This window comes from Borreliella sinica (assembly GCF_033969665.2).
In the GTDB taxonomy this organism is placed as follows: Bacteria; Spirochaetota; Spirochaetia; order Borreliales; family Borreliaceae; genus Borreliella; species Borreliella sinica.
In genome coordinates this window covers 437,771-455,340 of sequence record NZ_CP135180.1, presented here as the reverse complement: position 1 = coordinate 455,340, position 17,570 = coordinate 437,771, and the positions used below count along the sequence as shown (strand labels likewise).

Below are 17,570 nucleotides of genomic sequence, written 5' to 3'. Positions count from 1 at the left end.
CATTTAGTTATATCATTAAGTATTAATGATTAAAAAGCTAAAAGAAAAAGGAAATTTATGTTTGCATTAATTAGAAAAATATTTGTAATTTATTTTCTATGCATTACTCTTGCAGGCTTTGCTATGATTTTTATTGATAGCAAATTTACCGGTCAGCCTGATTCTAAAGAAAATCAAAACAAAATTAATCAACATACAATCGAACCTAATTTAATAATGTTTACATCCTCTATAGGTGGATTTTTAGGCGTTTATGCTGGAATTTGGATCTTTAACTATGACAAGAAAAATTTTTACCTAAATTGGGGAAATTTAATAATATTGATATACAATGTAGCCCTAATTATCACTATATACTCGAAATCACATAGATAACTAAAAATATGGCTAATTATTTTACAATTTATAAATTGTTAACTATAATGCCTCTTTTAATCATATATTTATAAACTTCCTCGGGATTTTCCAAGCTTTCAATCAAACTTTCTGCCCTGTCATTTATTTTTTCCACCAATTTTTTATAAGCTACTTTTATTCCTCTACTTTCTAAAAAATCCTTTGCGGGTTGAGAAACAACCCCAGCCTGAACATTTTGAAGCCCTATATTATAAATAATAATAGCTGCTGCCTTGCCCACAACTTTATCATAAATCTCAAGTCCTTCTTTATTCTGAATATACTTATTGATAAAATTATCTACTTCTAAAAGGGGCTTCAATCCCCTTTCCATGTTAGAATAAAGTATTTTATGATCTTTAAACAACCTTAATGTTGGATTTAAGCCTGATATCATTTAAAACCCCTTTTTTTGATCATACTTTATAACAATCAATAATAAAAACAAACAATATTAATAATATACATAAACAATAAATACTGCAATATCTAAAAAGATAGTATACTTATGTCATATGATATTCGTGCCAAAAAACAACAATAATTCTAAAATTGAAATAAAAAAATCTATCTTTATTTCATATATTTTTAATATTGAAAAAAAAGAGGATATAAATAAAACTATTAAAAAATACAAACTAAAATTCAAAAATGCTACGCATGTGGTTTATGGATTCAGAATTGGAAACAAAAACTCATTCATAAACGGAATGAGTGATGACAGAGAACCTAATTTAACAGCTGGAAAACCCACACTAGACGCCATAATGCATAACAATTTAACTGATACCTTAATAATCACATTGCGATATTTTGGTGGCACTTTACTCGGTAGAGGGGGATTAATTAAAGCATATTACAAGTCCGCTAAAGAAGTTATTAAAAATACACCTATAATGGAAAAAGAAGAGCTTGAAATTTTCAACTTAAATTTAAACTACAACCAATATAATTTACTATTAAAAATTAAAAATAAACTTGAAATAGAAATAACAGACTCAAACTTTTCAAACAAAATAAACACTTCAATTAAATTTAAAACAAAAAATAAACATAAAATATTAGAATTTTTTTTAAAAAACGGCTTAATTCAAGAAATTCTCAAGTTTAGTAAAGAATAATATCTATGCAAAATAAAATAATTAAATTTTTAAAAACTACTTTAAAGTATTATTATTTTTACCATTTATGTTTTAAAATATAAAAATAAAACCAAGTAAAAAGAGTACATTTATATGAAAATAATATCTGTAATTAATCAAAAAGGGGGCGTAGGAAAAACTACAAGCGCCATTAACATTTCTTATTCAATGACCCTGCTTGACAAAAAAATTCTTCTAATAGATATTGATTCACAAGGAAACTCTACTAGTGGCACAAACACCTCAGAATATATAGCCAAAAACTCAAGTTATGAACTTATTAGCCAAAAAATAAAGGTCAGACCTTTAAATCATTTTAAATTAGACATAATTCCATCTAGCATTAAATTAGCTTTGCTAGAAAAAGAATTAATAAATGAACTTTCAAGAGAAAACTTTTTAAAAAATGCATTAACACTGTATGAAAAAGACAAATACAATTTTATTATTATCGACTGCCCTCCTACACTTTCAATATTGACTATAAATGCACTTATTGCAAGCAATTACTTGTTAATACCAATTGAAACAGAATTTTTTGCATTTGAAGGCATAAATCAACTAATAGATACGATAAATACCGTAAAGAAACTAAATAAAAATTTAGAAATCTCGGGTGTTTTTATAAACAAATACGACATGAGAAACAAAAGTAAAGAAAAATATGTAAGCTCATTAAAAAAAGTTTTCAAAGAAAAGCTTTTAAATACAAAAATAAGAAAAAACATAGCTATTTCAAAATCTCAAGAAGCAAAAATACCTGTATATGAATACGACAAAGAAAGCAACGCAGCAAAAGATTTCTTAGAACTCTCAAAAGAGATAATAAGCAAAATTAAGGAATAAATATGTCTGACAATCTAGAAACCTTAATGTTTCTAATGGGAAAAAAATTAGAAACGTCTTTAAACAATTCAGAAAATATAGAAAAGAAAGAAATTATTTCAATTGAAAGAAAAAACTTTGATTACAACAAGTTGGATAAAGATATTTCTGATTTTTTAAAAACAAAGCAATATGAAATTTTCAATATTTTTAATAATACTTACACAAAAATTGGAAAGATACTCAAAGACGCTCAAGACAAATTAAAAGGAAACAATCAATATAACGGACTTTTTTACCAGTGGTTCACAAGTATGGGATTCAAAAAGGATAAGGTTTATGCCTTAATATCAAGATATGAGCTGCTTGTCGAAAATTCCGACAAGCAGCTCACAATAGAAAAATTACCATTATCATTATCATATGAAATATCTAAAAAATCTTGCCCTTCTATTTTAAAAACCGAAGTTTTAAATGGCAAAATAAATTCTTTAAAAGAATTTAAAATTCTTTATCAAAAAAACTTCGATTCAAAAAATATACATAAATCACTACTTAAAAAAGATAAAAAATATGCAAGCGATATAAAAGAAGCATTGGATTTCATTTTAAAAAATATAAAAGAATTTAAAAACATTGAATTTAACAAATTGAACCAAGAAAATTTAAAATTATTTTTTCATTCTATTTTAGAAATAAAGAAAAAAATAAAATACATTAAAAATAATTCTATCAAAATTTGAAACTACATCAACGATCATAAATACAATACAGAAAATATAGATTCTTATTGTTGGTTTTGCAAGCATTGCATTGTTTTTCTTTTTGAAATTTAATTATAAATAACAAAATATAAATTTTTTACCCTTCATTTAAAGCTTACGATTTCTTTATGGAAATTAACCAATTTTAAAACAAGCTTAAAAAATTTAAGCATTGTAACAAATATTTGAAAAAGAAAAACTATCATAAAATTATGAAAAGATATTTACAATCTATAAATTATAAAAACAATCTAACTAATATGGCCAAAAAAGGAAACAATTCTTCTTAAATCACTTGCCGTAAAATACTGTATCTCTATTTTTCCTTTCTCTTGATTTCCTTTAATATCTATTTTTGTTTGGATTTTATCGAATAAAAACTCTTTTACATTGCTTAAAAAAGGATCTTGTTCTGGTTCTCTTTTTTTTACTATAGATTTATAAAAATTTTTAACATATTTTTCTGTATCTCTTACAGAAAATTTTTTCTTCAGTATCATTAAATAAAGGTTATACCTGTCTTGCTTGTCTTTTAATGCTAAAATAACTTTAGCATGTCCAAAAGAAATTTCTTTTCTATGCACTGCATTTAATATTTCTTGTTCAAGATCTAAAATCCTAATTAAATTTGAGATGTAAGTCCTACTTTTGCCAATTTTCTCAGACAAATCCTTTTGAGTTAAAGAATATTTATTTATTACATTTTTATAAGCATAGGCTTCCTCAACGGGTGTGAAATTTTCTCTTTGAATATTTTCAACCAAAGGCATAAAATCTTTATAGGATTCTTTTATATTAACCTCGATAACAGGGATGCTTGTTATTTGAACAAGTTTAGCGGCCCTAAACCTTCTCTCACCTACTATTATTTTATATCTTTCATTTGCTTTACAAACAATTAGAGGTTGCAAAATTCCATTCTCTTTTATGGAAATGCTTAACTCTTCTAATTCAACAAGACCAATGGATTTTCTTGGTTGATCATTATCAATATCTAAAAGTTGAATATCTATCATTTTAAAAACTCCATCCATATTGTAAGAACCTCCTACAAAACAAAATTTTACCAGGTTATAATATTGAATTACAATTTAAGAATAAAAAAAAGAATGTTCCACGTGGAACATTCTTAAATAAGAAAAACCAATTCTTTATTTAATAAATCTTGAAACAGAGATCAGGCTGTCATTATCAAGAAATAATACTTGAATTCCTCTAGCATCTTTGCCTTGTTCGGATACTTTTCCAGCTACTGTTCTTAAAGCTTTTGAACGCTTACTTACAAGCAAAATTTCATCATCTTCTGAAACTGCTATAGCATCAACAACACTACCCGCTTTTTTATCAGATTTTTTATAACTAGTATAACCAGTGGCTCCTCTTTTAAGCTCAGATATTTTAGACATGCTTAATCTTTTTCCATATCCATTTTCAGAAACAATTAAAAGATAAGGATTTTCTCTAACCGCTAAAACTTTAACAAACAAATCACCTTCTTTTAATTTCATCCCACAAACACCCTGGGTACCTCTATTAGTAAGCCTAACATCCTTTGAATTAAATATAAATGCACTACCCTTTTTAGAAATACAAATTACTTTTTCATCCCTATAAACAATTTCTGCACTTGTAACAAAATCTTTATCATTAAGTTTAACAACAATAACGCCTCTAGACTTTACTGTTTTAAAATCCATAGATTCAAATCTAGCTATCTTCCCACTTGCAGTTGTAAGCAATAAATAGGCATTATCAGCAAAATCCTTACTATTCTTAATAGTTAATATTTTTTCTTGATCTCCTAAATTAACAAGCTCACCAATATGTTGACCTTTTGAAGCTCTTGAAGAATCTTTTATTTCATAAGCATTGATCAAATAAAGCTTTCCTTCATTTGAAATCATAAATAAATAATCATGGGTATTGACACACAAAGCAATAACAACCTCATCTCCATCATGAAGATCAAAAGAACTAAGACCTTTCCCTCCCGTACCTTGCAATTTATACTCATTTTGCGAAAGCCTTTTAAGGTAACCTTTCTTTGTAAGCATAACAACAATATTTTCTTTTTGCATTAAATCCGACATACTAGTTTTTAAAACCTCCTCATCATAAATTATTTTAGTTCGACGTTCATCGCCAAATTTTAAACCTAAATTTATAGTTTCTTCTCTTATAATATTAATAATCCTTACTGGATTCAAGAGAATATCTTCATAATCTTTTATTAAGCTTAAAAGCATATTAAGTTCTTCTTCAAGCTTAAAAAGCTCAAGAGCTGTAAGTTTTTGTAACTTCATATCAAGGACTGAATTGGCTTGAATCTCTGAAAGGCCAAAATTTGAAACAAGACTTTCCTTTGCATCTTTTGCTAATTTAGATGATTTAATGATCTTAATAATCTCATCTATATTATTTAAAGCAATGCTCAATCCCCCAAGAACATGCGCTTTCTCTTTTGCCTTTCTCAAGTCAAACTCAATACGTCTTTTGATAATATTTTTCCTATGCTCAATAAATTCGAATAATAATTTTTCTAAATTCAACTGCTTGGGAATACCATCAACAAGAGCTAAATTATTTATGCTAAAATGTTTTTTAAATTCCGTATACTCATAAAGCAAATTCATGATAACATGAGGATCAAAACCTCTTTTAACTTCTAAAACTATTCTAATGCCTTCTCGATCAGATTCATCTCTTATATCTAAAAGTCCTTCCAGCTTTTCTTCTTTTGCTAAAAACGCAACTTTCATAAGAAGTGAGGATTTATTTACTGTATAAGGTATTTCTGTGACAATTATAGCATTTCTATCTTCCATTCTTTCTTCAATATGATATCTTGCCCGAATAACAACACTTCCCTTACCAGTTTTATATGCTTTAATTAAATTATCATTATAAACAATCTCTCCAAAAGTTGGAAAATCGGGCCCTTTAACTATCTTTAGCAAATCAAAAATAGAAACATTCTCATTGTCCAACATATACACAATAGCATCGCAAATTTCCCTTAAATTATGAGGCGCCATGTTAGTAGCCATTCCAACAGCAATTCCACTAGAACCATTTACCAAAAGAAATGGAAATGATGAAGGCATAATCTCGGGTTCACTTAAAGAATCGTCATAATTAGACTTAAAATTAACAGTCTCTTTGTCTATATCCTTAACAATATATTCGGTTATCTTTTCCATTTTAGCTTCAGTATATCGCATGGCAGCAGGAGGATCTCCGTCAATAGATCCAAAATTTCCCTGCCCTCGTATTACAGGGTATCTAAGCGAAAAATCTTGAGCAAGTCTTACAAGAGCATCATAAATTGATTGATCTCCATGAGGATGATATTTTCCAAGAACATCTCCTACTATTCTTCCAGCTTTTTTAAAAGCTTTATCAGAACGAAGTCCCATCTCGTACATAGAATAAAGTATTCTCCTGTGAACTGGTTTAAGACCATCTCTTACATCTGGGAGAGCTCTGGAAACAATCACTGACATTGCATAATTCAAATAAGAAGTTTTTATTTCATCTTCTATCTTAATATTTAATATTTGTTCTTTATTTTCCCCAACTGCCATTAACGCTCCAATTACACATCAAGATTAATTACATTAAGTGCATTCTGCTCAATAAATTCTTTTCTAGGCTCAACTAAATCTCCCATAAGAGTAACAAAAATTTTTTCAGCCTCGACAGCATCATCTATATTCATTAATCTCATTTTTCTTCTAGCAGGATCCATAGTAGTTTCCCAAAGTTGAGTTGGATTCATCTCCCCAAGCCCTTTATACCTTTGAAGGAAAATATTGCTGCGATTTTTAGATTCAATAGAATCTAAAAATTTTTCTTTTTCTTTCTCTTCATAAAAATAATAAATATGATTGTCATACTTTATTTTATAAAGAGGGGGCATTGCTATATATATACAACCATTTTCAATTAAATCTCTCATATATCTAAAGAAAAAAGCTAAAAGCAAAGTTCTAATATGAGATCCATCAACATCAGCATCGGCCATAATAATAACCTTGTGATAACGAAGTTTTGTAATATCAAAAGTTTTTCCAACTCCGGCACCAAGAGATGCGATTATAGGAATAAGCTTATCATTCGTAATTACCTTATCTTCTCTTGTTTTTTCAACATTAAGCATTTTTCCCCATAATGGCAAAATGGCCTGAAAAAATCTATTTCTACCCATTTTAGCACTTCCTCCAGCAGAATCGCCTTCTACAATATAGATCTCTCTTTCCAAGGGATTTTTAGAAGTACAATCAGCCAATTTTCCAGGCAATGCCAAGCTTTCAAATGCATTTTTTTTTCTTTCTGATTCTCTTGCTTTTCTTGCAGCCTCACGAGCACGAGCAGCTTTTATTGCTTTCCCAAGAATGGTGTCTATCTCTAAAGGATTTAAATTAATAATTTCCAACAAATGCTCATATACAATAATCTCAACTATTTTTTTTATCTCAGAATTACCAAGCTTGCTCTTTGTTTGACCTTCAAATTGAGGTTCGGGAACTTTTACAGAAATAACAGCTGTAAGGCCCTCTTTAAAATCATCTCCTGTAAGATTTGGAATATCTTTTTTGCTTATTTTTGAATTTTTAAAAGCTTCATTCATAGCCTTAGTAAGGCCACTTTTAAAACCCATAACATGGGTTCCCCCTTCTCTTGTATTAATATTATTAACAAAAGAAAGAATATTATCAGAATAGCTTTCAGTCCATTTAAGTCCTACATTAACAACAATATCATTAATTAAACCATCAATATAATAAGATTCTGATTGAAAAGCTTTACTGTTATTAGTTAAATAATCTACAAAAGACCTTATCCCACCTTCAAAATAAAATTTAGAAGATTTCTCCTTACCATATCTTTTATCTTCAATTGAGATATTTATTTTATCATTTAAAAAAGCAAGCTCTTTAAGCCTTTTTTCAAGAACATCAAAATTATAATCTAAAGTTTCAAAAATTTCAGAATCTGCTAAAAAAGTAACCTTAGTTCCTGTAATAGAAGATTCTCCTACAACCTCTACTTTAGAAGTTGGAATGCCTTTTGAAAAAGTTTGCCTAAAAATTTTTCCATCCCTATTGATACAAACTTCCAAAAACGAAGACAAAGCATTAACAACTGAAATTCCAACACCATGCAATCCTCCAGAAACTTTATAAGTGCCTTTATTAAACTTCCCACCAGAATGTAATTTTGTTAAAACAAGCTCAAGAGCGCTAATTCCCTCCTCCTCATGAATATCGGTGGGGATACCTCTCCCATTATCAATTACAGTTATAGTATTATCTAAATTGATAACAACATCTATTCTGTTACAAAAGCCAGCTAAAGCCTCATCAATACTATTGTCAACCACTTCATAAACCAAGTGGTGCAACCCACTAGCAGAAATAGAGCCTATATACATGCCAGGCCTTTTCCTAACAGCCTCAAGCCCCTTTAAGACCTGAATGTTACTAGCAACATAATTCATAAACCTTCCATTCATTTAATCAAAATCTAGATACAGATAAATTCTACATTAAAAAAAAAATAATATCCATTACATACAAAGCATGCAAAAACTTTTAAAAACTCACAAACAACTTAAATAGAATTTAAATCTAATATTATACTATATAATGTTAAAAGTATAGTACTAAAACCAACAAGGACAAAAAATGGAAAAATCAAAAAATATATGGAGCTTGATTTTAACAGAAATAAAAAAAGAACTATCAGAGGAAGAGTTTTACGTTTGGTTTGAAAATTTGTGCTTTTTAGAATCAATAGGTGATAATATTCAAATATCTACTCCAAATTTATTTCACAAAAATCAAATAGAAAAAAGATTTACAAAAAAAATTAAAGAAATCCTCACATACAATGGCTACAATAATGTAGCCATTGTATTTACAACAAATCAACCACCTAAAACCTATTCCAACAAACAAGAAATTGAAAAAACAACTTTTAACGAAACTTTTCCAAAGCTCAACAATCTAAAGGAAAACGCAATCTCTAAAGAGCCAGTTCAAAGCATTAAAGATCATATAAAAATGTATAATATAAAAAAAGAAGAAGAGTCAACAAATTTTAAAAATCCCTTTCTTAAAAAAAGATATACATTTGAAAATTTCATCATAGGACCAAACAATAAACTTGCATACAACGCCAGCTTGTCAATCTCAAAAAATCCTGGGAAAAAATATAATCCGTGTTTAATTTACGGTGGAGTTGGACTTGGAAAAACACATTTGCTTCAAAGCATAGGAAACAAAACAGAAGAGTTGCATCATAACCTCAAAATATTATACGTTACTGCTGAAAATTTTCTAAATGAGTTTGTAGAAAGCATAAAAACACACGAAACAAAAAAATTTAAAAAGAAATATAGATACTTAGACATGCTGCTTATAGACGACATACATGATTTACAAAAAAAAGAAGGCATACAGGAGGAACTTTTTCACACGTTTAATGCCCTTTATGAAGACAATAAACAATTAGTATTCACATGTGACCGACCTCCTTCTGAACTTACAAATTTTACAGATCGCCTAAAAAGTAGATTCACAAGGGGTTTAAATGTTGATATATCAAAACCCAATTTTGAACTCAGAGTAGCTATAATTGAAAAAAAAGCAGAAGAGGATGGTATAAAGGTACCTAAAAATATACTAAATCTGGTTGCCCAAAAAGTTACAACAAATGTAAGAGACCTTGAAGCTGCTGTAACAAAACTAAAAGCATATATAGACTTGGACAATATAGAAATTGACATTGATATTGTTGAAAAAATAATCAAAGAAATAATAATTTACGAAAAAGAAACTACCAATGAATCAAGCAATAAAATCAATATCGAAAATATAAAAAAAATACTCTTAAGAGAACTAAAAATTGCACATAAAGACATTGAGGGACATAGTAAAAAACCAGAGATAACAAAAGCTAGACATATTTATGCTTACCTTTTGAGAAATTTTACAGAGCTATCAACAGTTGAAATTGGAAAAATTATTGGGGGGAAAACCCATTCAACAGTGCTTTATTCGATAAATAAAATAGATAGGGACAGAAATAATGATAAAGAAATCAACAATTTAATCACAGAACTTATGAACAAAATAAAAAAAAATAAACATAATTAAAAAATCAAACATTCTTTTAAACAATTAAAACAAATAATTTATCAAAAATACAACAAAAATCAACCTATAATTAAACAATATATTCACTTGTGTTATATAACATTAAATGCAATTAAACAATTAAACAAAGATCTACTACTATTACTACTATATATATATCCAGAAAAAATAAAAGAAAAATAAAAATCTAAAAAAGATTACGCTAATAAAATGTATTAAAATATACTGGGAGGCATCATGCAAAATGACAAATTTTTTATCTGCGAAACAAATCAAATTACAAATGAAATAGAAAAAGCAAGGGGAATAATATTAAACAGGAATATGAATGATATTTGGAGTGCGTTGTTAATAGAAGTGGAAAGCTCTAGTCTTACAATTAAATCAACAGACAGAAATATATTTTTTGAAAGTAAAATTCCAATTGTTTCAGGAACAGATTTCAAGGTATTAATTAATGCCTCAAATTTTTATGATGCAGTAAAAGCATTTAGTTTTTACAAGAAAATCAAAATAGTTTTTGATGAAAATAACAGTAAATTAGAAATTATGGGAGAATCAGAAGATGGAAAAGAAGAAGAGCATGAAGATCATTTAAAAGAACCTACTTTTTTATATGAAGAAATAGAAAATTATAATTATGATATGGTTAATGAAAATTGTACTTTTGAAATCGAAGTAAAGCAAAATTTTTTTAAAAAAGTAATAAACAGAATAGCTTTTTCAGCTCATTTTGATGAAGCCAAGAATGTATTAAATGGAATCTATTTTACAAAAGCTGAAGATTCCAAATTATTGCTTGTTTCTACCAATGGACACAGAATGTCTATTTGTAAAACAGAAGTAATAGTTAAAGAAGATGTAAATTTTATAGTTCCTGTAAAAATATTTAATTTTTTAAAACATCTTATGTCTGGAGAAGGTATAGTTAAAATAAAGTTTTCAGATAAAAAATTTTATGTTGAATTTGACAATTATAAAATAGCTTGCAGTCTGATTAATGGTAATTATCCTGATTATAAGAGCATTATACCTAAGGAACAGGAAAATAAATCCTTGATTTCGTTAGGTATTTTAAAAGATAGACTTGCAAGGGTCAATTTATATGTTGACAAGTCAAGAAAGTTAGTTTTAACTTTCTCTGAGCTTCAATTAAAACTTCTTGGAGAAGATCTGATTACTGGGAGAAAAGGTGAATTTTTTATTAAAAATTCTAATTATTTGTATGAAGGATCTGATGAGGTTATGGCTATTAATATTTCATATTTTATTGAAGCTATTAGTGTTTTTGAAACTTCAAAAATAGAAATTCAATTTAATTCTGGAAATGTGTTGAAATTAAGTGAGCCCGAAAATTTTAATTTTACGCACTTGATAATGCCAATGTCTTTGGGTTAAATTAAATTATTAATACGATTTTGAATATTAAAATAAGCTTTTTTAAAGCCCATTCATCCAGTGTTGGTTTTTTTGTATTGTGGTATAAAAATTTCTATGAATGATTCTTCATTTAAAAAGATAGATAATCTTCTCAAAGATTATCTAGAATCTAATTTGTTTGTTAATAAAAAAATAAATTCAAAATTATTGATCGCTGATAAATGGAATCAAATCTTCAAGGCTTTATCTGATGATGTGAAATTTTTAGATTTAAAAAATGAGCAGATTCTTTTCCTTAAGGTAACCAATTCAAGCATTTTGTATGGTATATCAATAAATAAGTCAAAGATAATAAAGTCAATAAAAGAATTAACAGGGATTGAAATAATAGACATAAGAGTTTTAGTCGGGTGATTATTATTGACAATCACATTTATATGCTATACCATGGTAGTGTTCAATTTACAGCTTAGTAGTAGAAAATTGTTTTAATGGAGGAGTGTTTTGAAAAGAACTTATCAGCCTAGTCGTGTTAAAAGAAATAGAAAATTTGGGTTTAGAGCTAGAATGAAGACTAAAGGTGGAAGGCTTATTCTTGCAAGACGAAGGGCAAAGGGAAGGATAAAATTAACTGTTTCTGATGAAAAAAAGAAATATTAGCTTAAAATCAAGAATAGAAATTCAAAAAATTTTCAAAGAAGGTAATCTGATTAGATTTAGCGATTTTAATCTTAAAATGTTTTACAAATCAAATCATTTGGTTTATTCTAGGCTACTTGTTACTTTTTCTAAAGGCTTTAAGGGGTCTGTTAAGAGGAATCGTGTTAGAAGGCTCTTTAAAGAAGTTTTTAGAAAAAGTTTAGAGTTGCTAGAAAATAAAGCTGTAGATATTATTTGTGTAGTTTCGTATAACGGGTTAAATTTGACGTATTTTAGTATTGAATCTCTTATGAAAAGTTTAGTTTTAATGGTGCGAGGGGCATAAGTGAATCAAAGTAAAAGAGTTTTAAAAGCAGTTTATTTGTCTTTATTTTTAATAGGCCTTTTTATGCTTATTAATGATATTTTTTCTTCTAATATTTTAAGCCTTGGGTCTTCTGACAAGGAATTGCAGTTTGATTTAAACAAAAATTTTAATGATGATGAAACATTTTTAGGTAAAGGTAACAGTTTAAATTTAATTGATAAATCTCAAAATATTGTTGTAGAAACAGAAATATATTTTGCTACTTTTTCAACATTTAGAGGAAATTTAGTTTCATTAAAGCTTAAAAATCATTTAAACTTAGAGAAAGATCCTACAGATTTGATTAATGTTGATAACCAAAATGAAGTTTTTTTCGATGTTAGTTTAGATTATTTAGTAGAGGATTTGTTTTTGTATAAGAAAATAGATGATTTTAATCATGAATTTAAAGCTTATTTTAAGAATAATGGTAAAAATTATGAATATGTAAAGAAGTATTCATTTTCAAAAGAAAATGAATACTTGATGAAATTTGAAATTACTGTAAATGTTCTTGAGGACTATAACTTATTTGATATGGATTCTTATAGAATTATTTTTAGTTCTCAGGTTGAAAGGTTGAGCGATAAGGCTAAACTGCAATACAGTAATTATTTATCTCAAATAATTTATTATGACAATAAGCTTAAATATGGCAAAGATGGTCTAAGGATTGACAATCCTAAATGGATTGGTTCTAGTACTAAGTATTTTGAGGTGTTGGTTTCTAAAGAGAATATGGAAGTTGAGTTTAAGAGGGAAGGCGGAATTCTTAAGTCTTTTATTGTCAATAGTGTTAGAAATAAAAAAAATATTAGTGATGAGTTTTTTATTTATGCTGGACCTAAGGATAATAGATATCTAGACATTTTTGACAATAATAATACCAATACCTTTGGTTTATCTGGGGTTGCTTTTGGGATGTCAGTGGAAAAGAGTTTGTGGTATCTAATTCAAGTTCCTATGCAAATGGTAATGCAAGTTTTTTACGATGTTATACCTAATTGGGGACTTTCAATTATTTTTTTGACGATTGTTGTTAGGATACTTATATTCCCTTTGACATTTAAGGGATTTAGAGCTACTGCAGAGCTTTCCAAACTTCAACCTAAAATGAAGGAACTTCAATCAAAGTTTAAGCATGACCCTAAGAAGTTGAATGAAGAGATGAGCAAGCTTTATAGCGAAGAAGGAGTTAACCCTCTTGGTGGATGTCTTCCTGTAATTTTGCAGCTTCCTATATTTTTTGCTCTTTATTCACTTGTAAATAATTTGTTTTTATTAAGAGGGGCTAGTTTTATTCCAGGATGGATTGATGATTTATCTATTGGTGACAGCGTGTATCATTTTGGATATAAGCTTTATTTTGTTTCTTGGACTGATATTAGGATTTTACCTTTTATTATGATGTTTACCCAATTGGGATCTACAATTGTTAGTTCTAATATGGATTTAAAAAATCTTGGAGCGCAGCAGAGGTTTTTATACTTTGGAATGCCTATTATGTTTTTTTTCATACTTTACAATATGCCATCAGGACTTTTGATATATTGGATTACAACAAATATTTTTACTATTTTGCAGCAATACTATATAAAAATACATTTGTCTTAAAGGGGGAATAATATGAGCTATGAATTTTACGGAAAAACCGAACAAGAAGCAATAAAGAAAGCAATGAGAGATCTAGAATTGAAAGAAGGTGAGTTTGATGTAGAAATTTTAGATAAAGAAAAAGTTGGATTTTTATTTAAGAAAGAGATGATTAAAATAAGAGTTTCTCCTCACGTAAAGGATGTTAAAAAAGACGGCTTTGAAATTAAAATTGGAGATGAAGTTTGTGATAAAATTTTAGAATTTGTAAAAGAAATGCTAATTAAAATGGGATATTTTGTAAACTTAACAATAGAGGCTAAAGAAGGAGGGTATATTAAGATTTCCATTGAAACAGATAGTCCAAATATTTTGATTGGACGAGAGGGCAAAAATTTAGATTCTTTGCAGCTTTTAACAAATATTTATGCCTCTAAGCTTATTGGTGAAACTGGTGCTTTTAATAGGGTTATATTGGATATTGGGGATTATAGAGAACGATTTAAATCTAGGTTTATTAATTTAGCAATAAATTCTTTTCATAAAGTTAAAAGAACCAGACGCTCTATTTTGTTACCGTCAATGAATCCTTTTGAAAGAAGAATTGTTCATACAACTTTAAATCGCTATAGTGATATAAAAACTGAAAGCGAAGGCGATGGAAATATGAAAAGAATAAGAGTTTCTTATGTCAGAAATAATAGATTTAGTAGCAATAATTTCCGAAGTTATCAAAAAAGAGATCTTGGTTTTAAAAAATAGATTGATAGTGTTGGTTTGTATTAAATTTTAAAGAGGAATAATGATATGAAGATTTTTTTAACTGGAATTGCGGGGTTTATTGGATTTCATGTAGCTAAAAAGCTTGTAGAAGAAGGGTGTGAAGTTTTAGGTATAGACGTATTAAATGATTATTATGAGCTCAAATTTAAGTATGAAAGATTAGAGGCTTTAGGTTTTTCTTCTAAGGATGTCAAAACCCATAATACTATTAAGAGTGAAAAATATAAGAATCTATCTTTTGCTTATCTTGATATACTAAATAAAGAAAAACTACTAGAGCTTTTTAAAGAGTATAAGTTTACACATGTTTGCCATTTGGCTGCTCAAGCAGGTATTAGAGATAGCCTTGAAAATCCTGATAGCTATGTTTCAATAAATATTGTTGGGTTTTTTAATGTTTTAGATGTATGTAGAGTTTATAAAGAAAACATAAAGCATTTTGTTTATGCTTCTACGTCTTCGGTTTATGGGATAAATGAAAATATTCCGTCTAGTGAAGATTCTGTTACGGATCATCCTTTAAATTTATATGCAGCTAGTAAAAAATCCAATGAGATGATGGCTCATGCTTATAGTGCGTCTTTTAATATTCCCACAACAGGTCTTAGATTTTTTACAGTTTATGGAACCTATGGAAGACCCGATATGGCTTTATATTTATTTTCAGACGGAATTAAAAATGGCAAATCTATTAATATTTTTAATAATGGGAATATGGCTAGAGATTTTACATATGTGAGTGATATTGCAAATGGTGTTTATAAAGTGTTAAAAAATCCGGCTAAGAGCGATGGTAATTTTAACGTTAAAAATCCAAATTCGTCAACATCTTCTTTTCCTTACAGGATATATAATATAGGGACTGGTCATGCAACTAAATTGCTAGATTTTATCGAAGAACTTGAGGTTAATTTTGGTAAAAGGGCCTTAAAAAGTTATATGCCTATGCAAAAAGCAGATGTTGTGGAAAGTTGTTGTGATATTCTAAAACTTAAAAATGATGTGGGATATGAATCCAAAATTTCTATTAAAGAAGGAATAAAAGAATTTTCACAGTGGTATAAAATGTTAGAGCCTAGTGAGAAGATTTGATTTTAAATTTTTTATGCAAAATGATAGATTTTAATAAATTTTATGTTTGGTTTTGCTTCAATAATTATTTACTGATTTAAATTCAATTTCACTTCTTAGGTGTATAATTTAGTATAGTCATTTGACAAAAAGAAGAAAAAATAAAATAGAAAGGGGTGATATAAATGGGTGTTTTAGACAAGATAAAGCCGGGTGTAGTTTATGGAAAAGAGCTGCACTCTTTATATGAAATATGTAAAAAGGAAGGATTTGCTATTCCTTCTATTAATTGTATAGGGACAAATTCTATTAATGCGGTTTTGGAGGCAGCAAAAGAAATTAATTCTCCTATTATGATACAATTTTCCAACAGTGGTTCTGCTTTTGTTTGTGGAAAAGGATTGAAGATTGAAAAACCACAAGGAGTTTCAATAGTTGGAGCTATTTCTGGTGCTATGCATGTTCATTTGATGGCAGAGCATTATGGGATTCCCGTTGTTCTTCATACTGATCATTGTGCTAAAAATTTGCTTCCTTGGGTTGAAGGACTTTTAGAGTATGGTGAAAAATACTATAGTCAGCACAAAAAACCATTATTTTCTTCACATATGTTGGATTTATCAGAAGAGCCTATTAAAGAAAATATTGAAATTTCTAAAAAATTCTTAGAAAGAATGTCAAAAATTGAAATGTTTTTAGAAATAGAGCTTGGTATTACAGGTGGAGAAGAAGATGGAGTTGACAATTCAGACAGAGCTTTGCATGAACTATTTTCTACTCCTGAGGATATTTATTATGGATATTCAGAGCTTTTAAAGATTAGTCCAAATTTTCAGATTGCGGCAGCTTTTGGGAATGTTCATGGAGTATATAAACCTGGAAATGTTAAGCTTACTCCAAAGGTATTAAGGGATGGTCAAGATTATGTTAGATCAAAAACAGGAGTAAATATTACTAAGCCGGTTTCTTATGTTTTTCATGGAGGATCTGGATCTACAATTGAGGAGATTAATGAAGCACTGTCTTATGGGGTTGTAAAGATGAATATTGACACAGATACGCAGTGGGCTGCTTGGGAGGGTGTTTTAAATTATTACAAAAAAAATGAAAGTCGTTTGCAAAGTCAATTAGGAGATGGTAAGGATATTGATATTCCAAATAAAAAATTTTATGATCCAAGAGTTTGGTTAAGAGAAGCTGAAGTTTCCATGAAAGACCGTGTGAAGATTGCATGTAAAAATCTTAATAATATTAATAGAAATTAAATAAAAATTCATTAATTTTTATTTGCAAGCTGCTTTTTGAGCGGCTTTTTTTATATATTTTTTTATAACTTAAATTTAATATTAATTTATTTTTAAAATGATTTTTAGATGTTGTGTTTATGGTGAGACTTTTTATTTAAGAAGGAAACAGTCAAGATTGTTTTTAAGCTTTTAAAAAGTATTTT

Annotated in this window: 17 protein-coding genes; 13 read left to right on the top strand and 4 right to left on the bottom strand. The window is 28.2% G+C overall.

The genetic code is table 11. The features are described 5' to 3' along the window. Positions 1 to 57 precede the first annotated feature (57 nt). On the top strand, positions 58 to 375 hold the full coding sequence (locus QIA41_RS02135) for a hypothetical protein (protein ID WP_320292401.1): 318 nt from the start codon (positions 58 to 60) through the stop codon (positions 373 to 375). A gap of 28 nt (positions 376 to 403) precedes the next feature. On the opposite strand, the gene QIA41_RS02130 is transcribed toward QIA41_RS02135, so the two are convergent. Beyond that, positions 404 to 793 (bottom strand): DUF1893 domain-containing protein, encoded by a 390-nt coding sequence (locus tag QIA41_RS02130; RefSeq protein WP_301393043.1) that lies wholly within the window; start codon positions 791 to 793, stop codon positions 404 to 406. A gap of 118 nt (positions 794 to 911) precedes the next feature. Here QIA41_RS02130 and QIA41_RS02125 point away from each other — a divergent pair, with 118 nt between their 5' ends. The 3 genes from QIA41_RS02125 to QIA41_RS02115 all read left to right on the top strand — a co-directional run bounded on the left by QIA41_RS02125 (position 912) and on the right by QIA41_RS02115 (position 3,106). Then, positions 912 to 1,517: a YigZ family protein gene (locus QIA41_RS02125; protein ID WP_320292400.1), complete on the top strand. Its 606-nt coding sequence runs from the start codon at positions 912 to 914 to the stop codon at positions 1,515 to 1,517. Between the two features lie 114 nt (positions 1,518 to 1,631). Beyond that, the gene (locus tag QIA41_RS02120) at positions 1,632 to 2,384 is read left to right on the top strand and encodes a ParA family protein (RefSeq protein WP_320292399.1); all 753 of its coding nucleotides are present in this window, start codon (positions 1,632 to 1,634) and stop codon (positions 2,382 to 2,384) included. A 2-nt stretch (positions 2,385 to 2,386) separates the two neighbouring features. Then, positions 2,387 to 3,106, top strand: coding sequence for a hypothetical protein (locus QIA41_RS02115; protein WP_320292398.1), 720 nt, complete (start codon positions 2,387 to 2,389; stop codon positions 3,104 to 3,106). A 272-nt stretch (positions 3,107 to 3,378) separates the two neighbouring features. Here the strand turns inward: QIA41_RS02115 and QIA41_RS02110 are convergent, their stop codons facing one another. The 3 genes from QIA41_RS02110 to gyrB form a co-directional block, all read right to left on the bottom strand. After that, complete coding sequence (locus QIA41_RS02110; RefSeq protein ID WP_320292397.1) at positions 3,379 to 4,161, bottom strand: ParB/RepB/Spo0J family partition protein; 783 nt, start codon at positions 4,159 to 4,161, stop codon at positions 3,379 to 3,381. 117 nt (positions 4,162 to 4,278) lie between these two features. Beyond that, positions 4,279 to 6,711, bottom strand: coding sequence for a DNA topoisomerase (ATP-hydrolyzing) subunit A (gene gyrA / locus QIA41_RS02105; RefSeq protein ID WP_320292396.1), 2,433 nt, complete (start codon positions 6,709 to 6,711; stop codon positions 4,279 to 4,281). Between the two features lie 11 nt (positions 6,712 to 6,722). Then, positions 6,723 to 8,627: a DNA topoisomerase (ATP-hydrolyzing) subunit B gene (gyrB, locus tag QIA41_RS02100; protein WP_320292794.1), complete on the bottom strand. Its 1,905-nt coding sequence runs from the start codon at positions 8,625 to 8,627 to the stop codon at positions 6,723 to 6,725. Positions 8,628 to 8,814: 187 nt separating this feature from the next. Here gyrB and dnaA point away from each other — a divergent pair, with 187 nt between their 5' ends. From dnaA to fbaA, 9 genes are all read left to right on the top strand, one after another. Continuing rightward, a complete protein-coding gene (dnaA, locus tag QIA41_RS02095; protein WP_320292395.1) occupies positions 8,815 to 10,287 on the top strand; it encodes a chromosomal replication initiator protein DnaA in 1,473 nt (490 codons plus the stop codon). A gap of 237 nt (positions 10,288 to 10,524) precedes the next feature. After that, positions 10,525 to 11,685 carry a DNA polymerase III subunit beta gene (dnaN, locus tag QIA41_RS02090; RefSeq protein ID WP_320292394.1) on the top strand — a complete coding sequence of 387 codons (1,161 nt, stop codon included), beginning with the start codon at positions 10,525 to 10,527 and terminating at the stop codon, positions 11,683 to 11,685. Positions 11,686 to 11,781: 96 nt separating this feature from the next. Then, positions 11,782 to 12,081, top strand: a complete 300-nt coding sequence (locus tag QIA41_RS02085) for a hypothetical protein (RefSeq protein WP_320292393.1) — start codon at positions 11,782 to 11,784, stop codon at positions 12,079 to 12,081. Between the two features lie 90 nt (positions 12,082 to 12,171). Beyond that, the gene (rpmH, locus tag QIA41_RS02080; RefSeq protein WP_004791483.1) at positions 12,172 to 12,327 is read left to right on the top strand and encodes a 50S ribosomal protein L34; all 156 of its coding nucleotides are present in this window, start codon (positions 12,172 to 12,174) and stop codon (positions 12,325 to 12,327) included. Next, positions 12,308 to 12,652 carry a ribonuclease P protein component gene (rnpA, locus tag QIA41_RS02075; protein WP_320292392.1) on the top strand — a complete coding sequence of 115 codons (345 nt, stop codon included), beginning with the start codon at positions 12,308 to 12,310 and terminating at the stop codon, positions 12,650 to 12,652. Before rpmH ends, rnpA begins: the two co-directional genes overlap by 20 nt. Next, entirely contained in the window at positions 12,653 to 14,287 is a 1,635-nt protein-coding gene (gene yidC, locus QIA41_RS02070; RefSeq protein ID WP_320292391.1) for a membrane protein insertase YidC, read from the top strand. Between the two features lie 12 nt (positions 14,288 to 14,299). Further along, positions 14,300 to 15,028 carry an RNA-binding cell elongation regulator Jag/EloR gene (gene jag, locus QIA41_RS02065; protein ID WP_320292390.1) on the top strand — a complete coding sequence of 243 codons (729 nt, stop codon included), beginning with the start codon at positions 14,300 to 14,302 and terminating at the stop codon, positions 15,026 to 15,028. A 45-nt stretch (positions 15,029 to 15,073) separates the two neighbouring features. Continuing rightward, entirely contained in the window at positions 15,074 to 16,141 is a 1,068-nt protein-coding gene (locus tag QIA41_RS02060) for an NAD-dependent epimerase (RefSeq protein WP_320292389.1), read from the top strand. Positions 16,142 to 16,305: 164 nt separating this feature from the next. Then, on the top strand, positions 16,306 to 17,385 hold the full coding sequence (gene fbaA / locus QIA41_RS02055) for a class II fructose-bisphosphate aldolase (RefSeq protein ID WP_320292388.1): 1,080 nt from the start codon (positions 16,306 to 16,308) through the stop codon (positions 17,383 to 17,385). The last annotated feature ends 185 nt before the right edge of the window (positions 17,386 to 17,570 follow it).

Coding starts and splice junctions, on each gene's coding strand:
- QIA41_RS02085 (WP_320292393.1), top strand. CDS start 11,782: ATGAATGATTCTTCATTTAAAAAGATAGATAATCTTCTCAAAGATTAT.
- QIA41_RS02120 (WP_320292399.1), top strand. CDS start 1,632: ATGAAAATAATATCTGTAATTAATCAAAAAGGGGGCGTAGGAAAAACT.
- QIA41_RS02115 (WP_320292398.1), top strand. CDS start 2,387: ATGTCTGACAATCTAGAAACCTTAATGTTTCTAATGGGAAAAAAATTA.
- dnaN (WP_320292394.1), top strand. CDS start 10,525: ATGCAAAATGACAAATTTTTTATCTGCGAAACAAATCAAATTACAAAT.
- QIA41_RS02060 (WP_320292389.1), top strand. CDS start 15,074: ATGAAGATTTTTTTAACTGGAATTGCGGGGTTTATTGGATTTCATGTA.
- QIA41_RS02135 (WP_320292401.1), top strand. CDS start 58: ATGTTTGCATTAATTAGAAAAATATTTGTAATTTATTTTCTATGCATT.
- fbaA (WP_320292388.1), top strand. CDS start 16,306: ATGGGTGTTTTAGACAAGATAAAGCCGGGTGTAGTTTATGGAAAAGAG.
- dnaA (WP_320292395.1), top strand. CDS start 8,815: ATGGAAAAATCAAAAAATATATGGAGCTTGATTTTAACAGAAATAAAA.
- gyrA (WP_320292396.1), bottom strand. CDS start 6,711: ATGGCAGTTGGGGAAAATAAAGAACAAATATTAAATATTAAGATAGAA.
- rnpA (WP_320292392.1), top strand. CDS start 12,308: ATGAAAAAAAGAAATATTAGCTTAAAATCAAGAATAGAAATTCAAAAA.
- QIA41_RS02130 (WP_301393043.1), bottom strand. CDS start 793: ATGATATCAGGCTTAAATCCAACATTAAGGTTGTTTAAAGATCATAAA.
- QIA41_RS02110 (WP_320292397.1), bottom strand. CDS start 4,161: ATGGATGGAGTTTTTAAAATGATAGATATTCAACTTTTAGATATTGAT.
- gyrB (WP_320292794.1), bottom strand. CDS start 8,627: ATGAATTATGTTGCTAGTAACATTCAGGTCTTAAAGGGGCTTGAGGCT.
- QIA41_RS02125 (WP_320292400.1), top strand. CDS start 912: ATGATATTCGTGCCAAAAAACAACAATAATTCTAAAATTGAAATAAAA.
- jag (WP_320292390.1), top strand. CDS start 14,300: ATGAGCTATGAATTTTACGGAAAAACCGAACAAGAAGCAATAAAGAAA.